The sequence below is a fragment of the Sporosarcina sp. BP05 genome, from assembly GCF_014282005.1.
Taxonomy (GTDB): domain Bacteria; phylum Bacillota; class Bacilli; order Bacillales_A; family Planococcaceae; genus Sporosarcina.
The window spans coordinates 329,896-343,737 of the sequence record NZ_JACFTD010000001.1; the positions used below are offsets into that span (position 1 = coordinate 329,896).

At 41.7% G+C, this 13,842-nt stretch carries 10 protein-coding genes and 1 riboswitch; of the genes, 5 read left to right on the top strand and 5 right to left on the bottom strand.

Features of this window, described 5'->3' with window-relative positions:
• Positions 1–223: 223 nt before the first annotated feature.
• Positions 224–5,302 carry an S-layer homology domain-containing protein gene (locus H2672_RS01395; protein ID WP_186668155.1) on the bottom strand — a complete coding sequence of 1,693 codons (5,079 nt, stop codon included), beginning with the start codon at positions 5,300–5,302 and terminating at the stop codon, positions 224–226.
• Between the two features lie 224 nt (positions 5,303–5,526).
• Positions 5,527–5,716: riboswitch (cobalamin riboswitch) on the bottom strand.
• 318 nt (positions 5,717–6,034) lie between these two features.
• Between H2672_RS01395 and H2672_RS01400 the strand changes: the two genes are divergently transcribed.
• From H2672_RS01400 to H2672_RS01420, 5 genes are all read left to right on the top strand, one after another.
• On the top strand, positions 6,035–7,162 hold the full coding sequence (locus H2672_RS01400; RefSeq protein WP_186668157.1) for a betaine/proline/choline family ABC transporter ATP-binding protein: 1,128 nt from the start codon (positions 6,035–6,037) through the stop codon (positions 7,160–7,162).
• Positions 7,162–7,815, top strand: a complete 654-nt coding sequence (locus tag H2672_RS01405; RefSeq protein ID WP_186668159.1) for an ABC transporter permease — start codon at positions 7,162–7,164, stop codon at positions 7,813–7,815. The genes H2672_RS01400 and H2672_RS01405 overlap by 1 nt, the downstream gene beginning before the upstream one ends.
• Positions 7,816–7,817: 2 nt before the next feature.
• Positions 7,818–8,813, top strand: coding sequence for a glycine betaine ABC transporter substrate-binding protein (locus H2672_RS01410; protein WP_186668161.1), 996 nt, complete (start codon positions 7,818–7,820; stop codon positions 8,811–8,813).
• Between the two features lie 149 nt (positions 8,814–8,962).
• Positions 8,963–9,457: a GNAT family N-acetyltransferase gene (locus H2672_RS01415; protein WP_186668162.1), complete on the top strand. Its 495-nt coding sequence runs from the start codon at positions 8,963–8,965 to the stop codon at positions 9,455–9,457.
• A 17-nt stretch (positions 9,458–9,474) separates the two neighbouring features.
• Positions 9,475–10,212, top strand: a complete 738-nt coding sequence (locus H2672_RS01420; protein ID WP_186668164.1) for an MBL fold metallo-hydrolase — start codon at positions 9,475–9,477, stop codon at positions 10,210–10,212.
• 93 nt (positions 10,213–10,305) lie between these two features.
• On the opposite strand, the gene H2672_RS01425 is transcribed toward H2672_RS01420, so the two are convergent.
• From H2672_RS01425 to H2672_RS01440, 4 genes are all read right to left on the bottom strand, one after another.
• Positions 10,306–10,866 (bottom strand): PepSY domain-containing protein, encoded by a 561-nt coding sequence (locus H2672_RS01425; RefSeq protein WP_186668166.1) that lies wholly within the window; start codon positions 10,864–10,866, stop codon positions 10,306–10,308.
• Between the two features lie 87 nt (positions 10,867–10,953).
• Complete coding sequence (locus H2672_RS01430) at positions 10,954–11,664, bottom strand: PepSY domain-containing protein (RefSeq protein WP_186668168.1); 711 nt, start codon at positions 11,662–11,664, stop codon at positions 10,954–10,956.
• A gap of 38 nt (positions 11,665–11,702) precedes the next feature.
• Entirely contained in the window at positions 11,703–13,064 is a 1,362-nt protein-coding gene (locus tag H2672_RS01435; protein ID WP_186668170.1) for a sensor histidine kinase, read from the bottom strand.
• Positions 13,054–13,761, bottom strand: a complete 708-nt coding sequence (locus tag H2672_RS01440; protein ID WP_186668172.1) for a response regulator transcription factor — start codon at positions 13,759–13,761, stop codon at positions 13,054–13,056. The genes H2672_RS01435 and H2672_RS01440 overlap by 11 nt, the downstream gene beginning before the upstream one ends.
• Positions 13,762–13,842 lie beyond the last annotated feature (81 nt).

Genomic DNA, 13,842 nt, shown 5'->3' on the forward strand with positions numbered 1-13,842 from the left:
TAATATTTGATACGGAATTGCTTTATAAGGTTGAAATGGACTAGCTATATATGTTGATATCAAGAACCCCATTGAATTCGCTACGGCGCTAAGGGGTGCCTCCCGCCCTATGCCAGGTAGCTTCGCCACCAGTCTTAGGGCTTCGGCTACCCCTTTTAAGGCACCTTCGCTCCGTTAATATAGCTATTCTATTTCCTATTTCACTAACCCATACTTGTTATTATTATTTAGCTACAGTGTTCATTGCTCGGGATAAAAATACGGCAAAATGCGCACGTGAAACGGACCCTTTTGGATCAAACTGTCCATTCCCATTACCCAAGGTAATTCCATTTTGATATAAAATTTCTACATCTTTTCGATGAGCGTTTGATACACGGCCTAGATCTGTTAATTTCACTTCCGCGTTTGTCCCTTTTAAATCAAAGGCACGAACAAGAACGGATGCCATTTGTTCACGTGTCAATTCGTCTGCAGCACCAAAAGTCGTTCCATTACCTTTGAAGATACCTGCTGCTTTTGTAGCATGCGCAGCTTCAAAGTAAGAACTAGATTTAGATACGTCTTTAAAACCAACAGGAGATTTTGGAATATCTAACTTAAGTGCTCTAGTAAATAGGATGGCCGCTTGTCCACGAATTAATTTTTGGTTAGGCTTGAATGTGCCATCCGGATAGCCATTTATTACCCCTGCTTCAACCAGTTTGTAAATTTCTTCTTGCCCAAATGAGTGTTTCGTTACATCTGAAAAAGAAATTGCTGGTTTTTTGTCGATAGCATCTGTCATATCGTAAAGGCTGTTTATACGGTTTTCGAAGCGATTGTAGGCACTAAAAGCCATTAATCCCTGTTGAGTCGCCATGTAGTCGCTTTTACCACCTTTTGTATGCGAGATACCGCCATCTGTATTGATAAATGATAGAAGGGCTGTAAGTAAATCGCCTTTTTCCTTTTTAAACCGTTTGTCATTCGAATCGATTCCAAGACTTGACAGAGCGATGATCACTTGTGAAATACTTTCACTGTTCTCCGAGCCTGCCGATTGGAACCCGCCATTTGTCTGCTGTTGTTCGGATAGCCATGTTACAGCCTTATCCGTTGCCGTTTTGGCTTCTTTTATCTTTTGATAATTTGGATTTGCTAACGCTTGAAGTGCCATAGCAGTCATATCAATATCACTAGCGGCCCCTTCAGCCAACGGGAAGCCACCATCACTTTTTTGCTGTTCAAGAAGCCATGTCAATAGCTTTTCTCTTGTCCAGAGTGCATTGTTAGGAACTTCATAATTATTCGCGTCCATAGCTAACAAGGCGAAAATCACACCGTTTGTACCTTGGGTTGTCATGCGTTCATTGTTATAGATTTTCTCTATGAAGTTATAACCTGCAACATTTCTTGGGTCTTTCCCAATTGCCGTTACTGCTAACGCCATACGTTCATAGTCTGTGACTTTCCTAAAGTTTCCTTTCTCTTCTTTCACATAGTTCTCGAATGCTTTGTAGTAAGTGCTCGGAACTTCTTGGTTTGACCTTGCTAATCCGAGTACATCCCAATCAATAAAATGATCATAGTTTGAAAAATTCCGGTTTTTGTTGATCCAATTTGCTGCATCACTAATTGATTTTTTCGTTATGACCTGGCCTGTATCTTGATTTCCATCCGAACCTTGTCCTCCACCAGGAACATAACTGTCTCCGATATCTTCACCAAGATTTTTTGTATACTGCCAACGGAGAGTATCACCATCTTTCAAGAAATAGGTTCCAGCACTATGATTCGGGAAGACACCGTTAACCGAATACATCCATCCACTTAAAGGACCACCATCAAACTCTGCCAAACCGTCTATCGCTTGTACATAAAGTTCCGCCCCTGAACCAATAGATTTAATGCTAACTCCTTTTTGATCCGCCACTCTCTTCAATAAAGTAAACGCTGTATCCCCGCTCTGGAGCGTTTCTTTCATTGATGTGATGATATCGCCCTGACCCATAGAGCGCTTTTCAACGGATAGAGTAACTGCTATTTCTGATGGTGGAACACCACCACCGCCAGTACCCGGGTTTTCAGTCTTACTGTCTTCTGCTTGGAATGTTAGGAACTGTGTAAAATGCTTCGTTTTAATGACGAGGTCATTGCCAACTTTGTATGAATACACCTCATCTGTAGCATTTTCTACCTCGGCAGCCGAATACTTTTTGATTAATTCAAAGACCCCGTCAGAATCAATGAAACCGGCTTCGTTTTCCCCTTGATTTTTAAGTGTCATAGTTACATATTGATTGAACTCAATTCTTTCATCTCCGCCCACTTTGATGTGGACACCAACATTTGATACTTTTTTATCTTTCAGTTTCGACTCAATTTTTGCTTTATCATCATCGCTCGTAATTTGAACAGTTGGCATTTGAATTTTTTTGTCCCATGTATTCGTTAGGACACCCGTACTTTTCGGAATTTCTAATACTGTATGACCTCGTTCAGCAGTAATTTCTGGCAACTCTTGAGCGTCCAGTTTTCCAAAGTCCAATACAACAGGTTCAGAAGTGTTTTCCTTCCACTTTTTATCTAAAACGAATGAATCACTTGACGTTATTTGTATAACTCCGGTATCTGGCTCAGACTGCTTTGGTTCAGCAATCCGTTGCCACACCGATTTACCTGTTTGGATATCTAGTAGGGCAATGAGCGCTTGCTCCGTTGCCATCATATTTCCAGCTTTATCTGTTAATTTAAATTTAAAGGACCCGTCTACATGCTCAAAACGCTTATATGAATCAACAACTGTTTTCTCGCCTACGATCCATTCTTTTGAAAGTAGATTTTCGCCAATTGCCGTAAGTCCTGAAACCGAGGTAGAAAGACTATTAGAATTGTCCCCTGTTCCCCATGTACCCGATGAGTTAAACCCGGCTGTATCCAGTTGTCTTTCTTTTAATACTTTTTTTGCACGTTCAATTGCTGCATCAACGGCGCTATCTCCTTGATAGTTTGCTAGGGCAAGCAAAACCATTCCAGTTACGTCTGTATCAGATTCATTACCAAAAAGTGCAAATCCACCATCGATTTTTTGTGAATCCAATACATACTTTAACGCCTGTTGTTTTTTCTCTTCTTTCCACAATCCGACGTCATGCCCCTGTTTTTCACCAGCATCCAAGGCAAGCATCGCCCATACATGCTTGTTAATACCTCCGATTGCACCGTTTGCTGCTTGCTGTTTAGCTAATTCAGCATATAAATTTCTGTTCGTTTCCCACGCATCGGAAGGGTCTTCCCCCATTGCCAACAATCCGAAAATGTACCGGATATGTTCTGTATCGTAAGTATTTTCATTTAACTTTGGATCTATCGATTTCCAAGACGGTAGTTTCCACGTACCATCCGTCAGATTTTCGCCAGCTCCCCATAGGGCCATGATTCCCCACCATGAAGAAAGTTCTGTATCCCTTGTTTTATAAAACTGGACTGTGTTACTTATCATTTCCCTTAGTGTTTCTTCTGTCGCGGGAACTACCGCTTCTTTCGTGACTTGAATTGAAATTTCGTCACTGTCCTGGTTGCCATCCAGCGCTTTAACCAACGCAACAACGGAAATCACGCCCGTTTTTGCAGTCCCCTTGAAAGTGATTGTCACTTCTTGGTCAGTTTCTTTCTTAATCGAAACGATTTCCAGACCCGTGTCGTTTCCTTTGAAAGCCCAATTTGCCTTGTTCGTAACATCTGCACCAAATGTGTCGCCAACAAGCCTCACGGTAGCGGTCGGGTTTACTGCACCGCCTTCAATTTTTGAATCAGAGGCAATACTTGCCCAACGGCTGTAGTAGAACTTAAGATTATCGCCTTCTCTAAGTTCGTAAGCATCCGCCCCTATCTCAAGGATTTCATCATTAACGGAATACATCCATCCATCCCATCCGCCAAGGCTTCCGGCCGATTCACCATTGATACTTTTAACGTACATGCCCCATTGACTAATTTCTAGTTCGTAATCAATAGTTGCTGTATCCAGCGCTTGCTTCAAAGCATCTAGAGCGGTTTGTTTCTCTATTGCTTTGACTTTATTGTTCGAATGAATTTCACTATTTTTTCCAATTACATGTACTTGTACTGTGATATCCGATTCCCCAGTTTGGTCCTGGTCAGATATTTCTATTTTTGCAATCCGTTGCCAAACCGATTTCCCTGTTTGGATATCTGTTAATGCGATGAGCGATTGCTCCGTTGCCATAAGATTTGGCGCCGGGTTCTTACCTAGATAGGTAAACGAACCGTTCTCAAGTTGAAAACGTTGCAATGCGTCTAACGGAGTTTGACCATTTTTCGTCCATTCCCCAGAAAGCGGATCTTCGCCGATTGCAACAAGTCCAGAAATGACCGTCGCAATGCTGTTTGAGTTTTCCGACCCATATGAAGCCCATCCACCTTGGTCGAGCTGCTTTTCTTTCAATACCGCTTTTGCACGCTCAATTGCTGTAGCTACAGCACTTTCGTCTTGGTAATTTGATAATGCAAGCAATGCCATTCCTGTCATGTCGGGGTCCATAGTACTTCCACCGAACGCAAATCCACCATCCGTCTTCTGTTGACTAAGCAAATAACGTAAAGCCTTTTCCTTTGCTTCTTTGTTCCATTGACCTACATCTAGATCCAGTTTTTCACCTGTATCTAGAGCTAGGATTGCCCACATATGTTTATTTACTGCACCAATTGCACCATTTTCACCTTGTTGTGCAGCTAGTTCCCCGAAAAGATTCCGTTTTGTTTCCCAAAGGTTCGAAGGATCCTGACCCATAGCCAAAGAACTAAATATATGGCGAATATGTTCAGTTCCCGTTTCTTTAGGATTCAATCCAGGATCTACGGCACTCCAATCAAAGTAATTCCATGTTCCTTTTTCGACATTTTCACCAGCCCCCCAAAGGGCTACGATTGATGTCCAACCAATTTTAGTTACACTAGACTTATAGTAATCCGAAGTCTTCTGCACCATCTTTGTTACAGTGTTTGTAGCAGTATCCGCTGATATTTCAATTTGACTTGTAACATCCTCTGTTACTTCAGCGGGTGGTGCTTGATTTTTATCTTGTTCCTCCAATAAATTTCCTTCTTGGTCTATGGACGTGTTTTCATTTTCCGTCCCACTAGTCTCATTTGCGATAAATAACGGTTGATTTTCAAATTGTTCCTTGTCACCGTCAACACCAACCGCCCCTACAATCGGCGTGAACATTGACAACACCAGTAACAAACTCATAATGGTTGCAAAGCCTTTTTTCATCTTATTTCGTACTTCACTCAACTGATTTTCCCCCTTGTTAAACTATTAGTAGCCACCATTGCTCATTAACAACCGCATTTATAAATCGGCTGGTTTGTACACTTGAATCCCTTCACAAAGTCCTCCTTTATTCCACCAAACAAAAAAGCCCCCACCTCCAGAAAAAGAGGTGAGAGCCTATGTATCTATTAAAAATAAATGTATAAATCCAACGATACACAATGCTACCTTTTTCCCGGAAGGTGTAACGCATGTATACTTTGGCAAGTCTCCTGACTTATGGGGTTGAATCGTTTCTTCCACCTTCCCAGTTTTTACACCAGTGGCTATATAGAAGTCACTTCCCAATTACAGTGGCCGGACCGTTCAGGATTCTCACCTGATTCCTTATTAATCTTTGCCTTCAAGCAAAGAACCAAAATATATACTATTCAGTTTTCTGAAATCTTATCTATTATAGAATAATTGGTAATAAAGTGCAATACCTGCAGATAGTTATCAATTTGATACCTAAATAAATAGACATATAGAGTCTGATTGAATTCGCAAAAACGGACAGGTAATTCATATAACTCATAACTTCATACACCTAGCTTTCTACAAATCAACTCTGAATGTGCTATACTAAGTGAGCAAGACATTGCTCCAGACGTCGTTAGGAGCACGATGGGTCTTCTTTTTTTTAACCATTATTCATTTTTTTATCTATTATTTAAAAGGAAATTCGTTGTAAAAAAAACATAGGAGGTACACATGCTTAAATTTGAAAATGTTAGCAAAGTGTTTGATGGCGGATTCCAAGCAGTGAAATCTGTCAGTTTCGATATTCCAAAAGGTGAGTTTCTTGTGCTCATCGGACCAAGTGGTTCAGGTAAATCGACAACAATGAAAATGATTAACAGGATGGAACCCCACACAAGCGGGAAAATAACAATTAATGGTAAGGACACCAACTCTTACAACGCCTCTGAATTACGCCGGAATATCGGGTATGTCATTCAACAAATTGGACTTTTCCCCCACTATACAATCGAAAAAAACATTGCGATTGTACCCCAACTTAAGGGTTGGAATGACAAAGAAATTAAGGCTCGCGTCAATGAACTTCTCGAATTGGTCGGTCTTGATCCTGAAGTTTATGCAACTCGTTATCCAAAGGAACTTTCGGGTGGCCAACAACAGCGTGTCGGTATCGCAAGAGCACTCGCAGCAGATCCAGATGTTATTTTGATGGATGAACCTTTCAGCGCACTCGATCCACTTACACGAGAACAACTGCAAAACGAACTGCTTTCATTACACAAAAAGTTAGAAAAGACGATTGTTTTCGTTACACATGATATGGATGAAGCGCTAAAAATGGGCGATCGCATCGCCATCATGAAAGACGGCAAACTACTACAGTTGGACACCCCAGAAAAATTACTTCACGAACCAGCCCACGGCTTTGTAGAGGAGTTCATAGGGAAACATCGGATTATCCAAAACCCTGAACTTATGCCCGTTATCGATATTATGTCAGAATCGGTTATTACCACTACCCCTAAATGGTCTCCGGAGAAAGCGCTCACGCTTATCCGCCAACGAAAAATTACGAACTTGATTGTTGTCGACGACGACAAAAAATTGATTGGAATCGTTTCTGCATATGATTTGATTAAGAAACTGGATACTATTAAAACAATTGAAGAAATTATGATGTCCCGAGAGCCATTCCTTTACGATACTGCAACAGCTAAAGACGCTATTGTCATGATGGATGAAGCACCTTACGGCATTATCCCAATTGTTGATAAAACTCAGAAATTATTAGGCGTAGTTACACGAGGTTCACTGTTATCCGCCATGTCCAGCCAGTGGACAGAAACGGAGGAAATCTAATGAATAACTTAACGATTTGGCAACAACTTGCTCAACAATTTCAAATGCGATGGAAAGAAGTTCTTGAAGCGACATCCGTCCATATTCAACTTGTCTTTTTCTCAATGCTTATCGCGATTGTTCTTGGCATTGGTCTTGGTATTCTTATTACACGCGTTCCGAAGCTCACGACAATCGTGCTTGGCGGCGCGGGCGTCATGCAGACAATTCCAAGTCTTGCATTGCTCGGTTTCATGATCCCGATTTTCGGAATCGGTGTAAAAACAGCAATTGCTGCGCTATTCCTCTATTCTTTGCTACCAATTATTCGAAACACGTACACAGGTATTAAAGACGTAGACAAAGCAACGACCGAGGCAGCAAAAGGTATGGGTATGACGAGCATGCAGGTCCTGTTTAAAGTAGAGCTACCGCTTGCGATTCCCGTCATTATGGCCGGTATCCGTACAGCGGCAGTTATTAACGTCGGTACAGCAACACTTGCGGCCTTTATCGGGGCAGGTGGGCTCGGCGATTTCATCTTCCTAGGAATTACTCGTGGAATTGATGGTTTGATTTTACTTGGGGCAATTCCGGCAGCAATCCTTGCGATTATCCTAGAAACACTCTTCAGTGGGATTGAACGCTGGACAACGCCGAAAGGATTGAAGTAAGCATGAAAAAGAAATTACTCGTTCTTATCTCGACAGTACTTGTCGCGAGTATGTTATCGGGCTGTATTTTCATCGAAAAAGATTCACTAATACTTGGCTCACGGAACAATACGGAAAGTATAATATTGTCGCACGTCATGGGGCAATTGATAGAAGATAAAACGGGTATTGAAGTCATTTACAAAGAAAATCTTGGTGGCTCAAACGTCGTTTGGAACGCAATGTTAAATGGCCTGATTGACGTTATACCCGACTATACTGGAACAATCGTCGTCAACTATTACCATGAAGATCCCGGCACAGCCGAAGAAACATTGGAAGCTACGAAACGACTCGTTGATGCTGACGGCATGATTGCGTTCAATACGTTTGGTTTCAACAATACGTATACACTTGCTCTGGATGAATCAAGAGCCGAAGAACTCGGTGTTGTGACATTCAGTGACTTCGCCAAAGTTTCGGAGGACTTCATACTAGGTGCCGTCTTCGAATTCATCGACCGTCCGGATGGATTGCCAGGCTTCCAGAAAGAATACGGACTGAAATTCAAAGACGTTAAAGGGATGGACCACGGTATCATGTACCGTTCCATTGGTGCCAAAGAAGTGGATGTTATCAACTCATATACGACAGACGGTCAGTTGCAAGATTACGATTTGCGTGTGCTAGAGGATGATAAGTCCTATTTCCCACCGTACCACGCACTTCCGATTGTCCGGAAAGAAACACTAGTGGAGTACCCTGAAATTGAAGAGGTACTCATTATGTTAGAAGGAATGATTAATGAAGAAGCGATGCAGAAGATGAACGCGAAAGTCGACAATGACGGTATGATGGTTGAAAAAGTAGCGGAAGACTTCCTTATCGAATCAGGGTTAATTGAAAAAAATAAATATGGAAACGCACCTCTTGTTGGTAAAGAGGTGCATTTTTTGTTTATGATTTCATTAGGACCTTACTTTCGAGTCACATCTACCGACACTTCGCGTGCAAATTAATGGTTTTTCCAGAATCGGTAGTGTGTTCCGAAAAATCACGTCCCTTTATAGGAGCCAATTCCTTAAAATATGTTAATCTTAATAGTATGTTTTGGCGTAAAGATAGTTAACAACATAAAATAGTTATCTATAGGGGGATATGAATTTTCATGAAAGTATTAAAAGCAATTCTAGAAGATGCACAATCGATTTTAGACATTCAAAAAGTAGCTTATTTGAGCGAAGCTGAAGCGTATAATAACTATCAAATCGCCCCGCTCTTGGAAACACTTGATGAGACAAGAAAAGATTTTGGGGAAAAGACCGTTTTAAAAGCTGTCTTAAACGGTAAAATAGTTGGTTCTGTCAGGGGATATGAAGAAAAGGGTACCTGTTATGTCCAAAGATTAATGGTTCACCCCGATCATCAAAAAAAGGGTATCGGCAAAAGCTTAATGCTGGAACTCGAAGAATACTTCCCCACCTGTGACCGCTTTGACCTGTATACTGGCGCATTAAGCACAGGTAATATTCGTCTGTATAAGTCCCTTGGCTATGAACAATATAAGATAGAAATGATCCGTGAAAATATTGAATTTGCTTTTCTTGAAAAAGTAAATAAAGTAACGGTGCCCATTTCTCAGAACGAAATCGGTGCCGAGTAGTAATGGAGGAAATCTAAATGAAAATAACACCAATCGGTATTTGGGGTGGATACCCAAAAGCAAATAGTGCCACATCATCCTTTTTAATCGAACATGATGGCTTTCATTGCCTCATTGATTGTGGCAGTGGCGTGCTCTCCTCATTGCAAAACTATTTACCTTTAGAAAAACTAGATGCCGTTGTTATTAGCCATTATCATGCGGACCATATTGCTGATGTCGGAAGTCTACAATTTAGCAGGATTATTAATTTTTATTTAGGCAATCAAGCTCGTCCATTACCAATTTACGGACATACGAAGGATCAAGAGAATTTTGAGAAACTCTCGTATAAAGATCAAACAGTGGGCATTGCAATTTCAGAAGATGATGTCGTTCAAATCGGTCCATTTAATGTGACTTTTTGCAGGACGGTACATCCCGTCTATTGCCTGGCAATGAAATTTAGTGTTGGTGGCCATTCCATCGTACTCACCGCAGATACAGAATGGCGGGATGAACTGATTGATTTCGCAAGCGGGGCGGATCTTTTAATTAGCGAGGCGAATTTATATGAAGAACATGTTGGCAAAGCGCCAGGACATATGGGCGGCAGTGAAGCTGGAAGACTGGCCCAACTAGCGGGAGCGAGACAGCTTGTGTTGACCCACTTGCCGTTGCACGGAAATATTGAAGAAATTCTTGAAGCGGCTGTGCAGAACTATAACGGCCCCGTAGAAATCGCCAAAGTAGGAAAAGTATATGAAACTTTTTAATAGGTAGAACCTGTTTCTAGCCTCCACACTCGTTCTTTCATAAGAAAATGGACTGTCCGATACTTCTTCGGAACAGTCCATTTTCTTGGTACTTTAATCGTTATCGTTATCATCGAGTTCTTTTTCAAACTTCAGCACTTTACCTGAAATCGCGTCGATGTCGAAATCGTATTCATATTTGCCGTCTTGAATTTCGATTTCATAGACTATACGTCCATCATCTTCATCCAATTTCACTTCCGTCACTGTACCTTTTACTTGTTTTAGTGCAATTTTGACAGCAGCTTTTTCTGTGATAAATTTACCATCAGCAACAATCACTTTATCGTCTGAATCATCGTTATCAAAGTCGTCATCGTCATTATCGTCTTTATCCGTGCGCAATATTTTACCTGTTTTCCCATCAATATCGAGATCATATTCAAATCCCTTTGATTTAACTTCAACCTCATAAATGTCACCTGACGCTTCACGATCCAATTCAATGCCAGTCACTGTTCCACCTACTGATTTTACAGCAATTGCTTTTGCTTCTTCCATCGTCACTAAACCTTTTGACGTCGCCGCGAAACTATGTCCTGCGTTCCCAGCCACTGCAACTCCACCTATTATAAGTACGCCAGCTAATGCTGGAATCATCATCCATTTCTTCATCTTGTATCTCCTCCTTTTGTTGTTACCTTCATATTACTCGGCGAACATGAGAGGACATTGTGAAGATTATTAGAATTTGATGAGAGATTAATCTTCGGCCCAGGAGACAGTCATTATTTTCCCTGAAATGGCATGGATTTGAAAGGTTGCCTCGCGATTATCTTTTGTATCTATTTCGATTAGGTAATAGCCTCCATCATCCGTCTTTACGTAAGAGAAGTCGTCTACTTCATCTACTATTTCACTTTTAATTTGCCCAAGCGCAATTTTAATTGCCTGTTCTTGCGTAATAAGTGCATTTTCACCCGTTGTTTCCTTCACAGTTTCAGAAATTATTATTCCGCCGATTGCATCAATGGTTAGATTTGTGAATTTCGGGTCTTTCTTCATTTTCACTTCGTAAACAGGGGTCTTCCCACTTGTATTCAATGAAATACGTTCAGCTATGCCACTATATTTCCCTGCAATAATTTCCTTTACCTTTGCTTCAGAAAGTATATTTGGGATCTCTTTCTTAACTTCACCAGTTTGAAACAGTGATAGTACGCTCCCCGTCGTCGCGTCGATTTCAGCAGAATAATCCGCTCCACCTCGCGTCATTTCAGCTTTATATACGCCCCCCGCTAGTGAAATTCGGTCAACGGTCCCGCCGTACATGCTTTCAAGCCGAGACCGGATATCATCAGCCTCAATTGGCTCTTTCTTGTTGATTAAACTTCCTATAAAAAATCCACCCACCGTTAGAATGATTAAAGTAAAAAGGGTCTGGATGAACCATGACTTTTTTAAAAAATGCATTGTAGTTGCCTCCTTTCGTTCATCATACGATGGAAACATTAAAAATCGATGAGAAGCTGGCTTTTCGGAATGATAATCCGGAAGGTTGTCCCCATTCCAACGATACTTTCTATTTTCAATTCAGCCCCAAGACCGTCTGCAAGTTCCTTTGCAATTGCAAGTCCGAGTCCTGTTCCGCCTGTTTTACGGTTTCGGTCTTCATGGACTCGGTAGAAACGATCGAAAAGATGTGGGAGGGCTTCTTCTGGGATACCATTTCCGTAATCGGTGACGGCGATGGAAATTGCGGTTTCAGTTTTGGATATTGTTGTTCTAATTTCCCGCTCGCTGTATTTTCGTGCATTATCGAGAAGAATAAATAGAAGTTGCCTAAGCTTGTCCGTATCTGTCATTGCGACCGCAGAACCATTCCCTTCATGAATGAAATTTCTTGTATATGCTTGGCGCATTGGCTGCAAGGTCTTTTCGACTAAGGCATTGATATCGGTTTCCACAAAGTTAAATGCGGCCTGTTCCTGGTTTCTTGCTAGATGGAGCATTTGCTCGATCATATCCTTCATCCGAATGGATTCACCCAGAATCGCCCCAACTGCCTCTTCCGCTACCGAACGATCATCAAACCCGCGGCGTGTTAGAAGGCGGGCGTAGCTTTCTACGACAGTGAGCGGTGTTTTTAATTCATGCGAGGCGTTGGAAACGAACTGTTCTTGTTTGTTATAGTTACTTTCAAGTTGCCCCATCATATCATTGAACTCGCGCCCCATCTGTGTCATTTCGTCTTTCCCTTCAGCCAAGACATCGATTTTTTCATACTTGCCTGTTTGTCGACTTTGGGACATCGTTTTAATGAGATTGTCGATTGGTTGAATTACAATTCGACCAAGCGCAATACTAGAAGCCGCTATTGGAATCATGGCAATTAGAGTCACCCCTAATAGGATGAGCATAAGCAAGCCTAAGGTATGTTTTACATCGCTCAGTAGTTGAATCATTTGTAGCTCTACCACTTTTCCGTCTGTCCATATGACTGGCACCTGCATTATTAGCACCGGTGTCCCTAAATAGTGGCCAATAAAGTATTGATCGCCTGGCAGTATTTCAGGACTGTAGTTCTCGATTCCTTCCGCCGATTGGACTGCAACTTTCACCTTGCCAGTTGGATCGACAATACGGACTACACCTTGCGGCGGAATGTAGGCGCGGAGCACTGTCGCTGGATCGGTTTGTCCGGTCATTCGGCTGAGCGAAGCAATAAGATCTTGCGATTGCGTATTCAGTTGGTGGTACTCTGTGTCAAACGCCAATTTTTTGTACACAAAATAGATTCCAGTATTCGTCAACGTTAAGATAACGAGCATCAAAAGCGTAGAAAACAAGTGAATTTTCGTTTTAAGCTTCATTAGTCTGCTCCTTTAAAACATAACCAACACCTCTTACCGTCTGAATAAGCGTACTTTTTTCCCCTTGTTCGATTTTCTTCCGGACATATCGGATATACACATCCACGACGTTTGTATCTCCGTAATAATCGAATCCCCAAACGGCGTCTAGCAACTGTTCACGTGACAACACTTGGTTTGGGTGTTTCAGCAGATGAAGTAAAAGATCGTGCTCCCGCGGTGTTAATTCAATGGAACGACCATTTCTCGTCACTTCACGTGTTTGTTCGTGAAGTGACAATCCAGCGAACTCGAGAAGGTATTCATCCTTAGTTTCTACAGGCTCCGCAGGCTTCGAGAATCTGAGCGCCGAACGAATCCTTGCGAGTAATTCATCGATTTCAAAAGGTTTCGTCACATAATCGTTCGCCCCGAGGTCAAGCCCCGCTACCTTATCTTCAACATCGCTTTTCGCTGTCAATAAAATGACAGGCGTGTCTGCTTCTGTTGCTCGAATCCGTCGTAATACGTCTAACCCATTCAAACCAGGTAACATAAGATCTAACAGAACAAGATCCCATTGTTGTTCACGATATTTAATAAGCCCATCAGGCCCTGTGTGGGCAATACCCGTTCCATATCCCTCAAACTCAAGTTCAAGCTGAAGAACACGTGCGATATTTTCTTCGTCTTCGATAATTAAGATTTGCTCTTTCATTCGAGTCACCTGCCACTTTTCCTTTCATTTTAACAGATTCAGACAAAAAATAGAGACCTTCACTATTTGTGAAGGTCCCCA

Bases quoted from the DNA above. Each gene is read 5' to 3' on its own strand.
- H2672_RS01430 (WP_186668168.1), bottom strand. From the start codon at position 11,664: ATGCATTTTTTAAAAAAGTCATGGTTCATCCAGACCCTTTTTACTTTA.
- H2672_RS01425 (WP_186668166.1), bottom strand. From the start codon at position 10,866: ATGAAGAAATGGATGATGATTCCAGCATTAGCTGGCGTACTTATAATA.
- H2672_RS01410 (WP_186668161.1), top strand. From the start codon at position 7,818: ATGAAAAAGAAATTACTCGTTCTTATCTCGACAGTACTTGTCGCGAGT.
- H2672_RS01415 (WP_186668162.1), top strand. From the start codon at position 8,963: ATGAAAGTATTAAAAGCAATTCTAGAAGATGCACAATCGATTTTAGAC.
- H2672_RS01440 (WP_186668172.1), bottom strand. From the start codon at position 13,761: ATGAAAGAGCAAATCTTAATTATCGAAGACGAAGAAAATATCGCACGT.
- H2672_RS01435 (WP_186668170.1), bottom strand. From the start codon at position 13,064: ATGAAGCTTAAAACGAAAATTCACTTGTTTTCTACGCTTTTGATGCTC.
- H2672_RS01420 (WP_186668164.1), top strand. From the start codon at position 9,475: ATGAAAATAACACCAATCGGTATTTGGGGTGGATACCCAAAAGCAAAT.
- H2672_RS01405 (WP_186668159.1), top strand. From the start codon at position 7,162: ATGAATAACTTAACGATTTGGCAACAACTTGCTCAACAATTTCAAATG.
- H2672_RS01400 (WP_186668157.1), top strand. From the start codon at position 6,035: ATGCTTAAATTTGAAAATGTTAGCAAAGTGTTTGATGGCGGATTCCAA.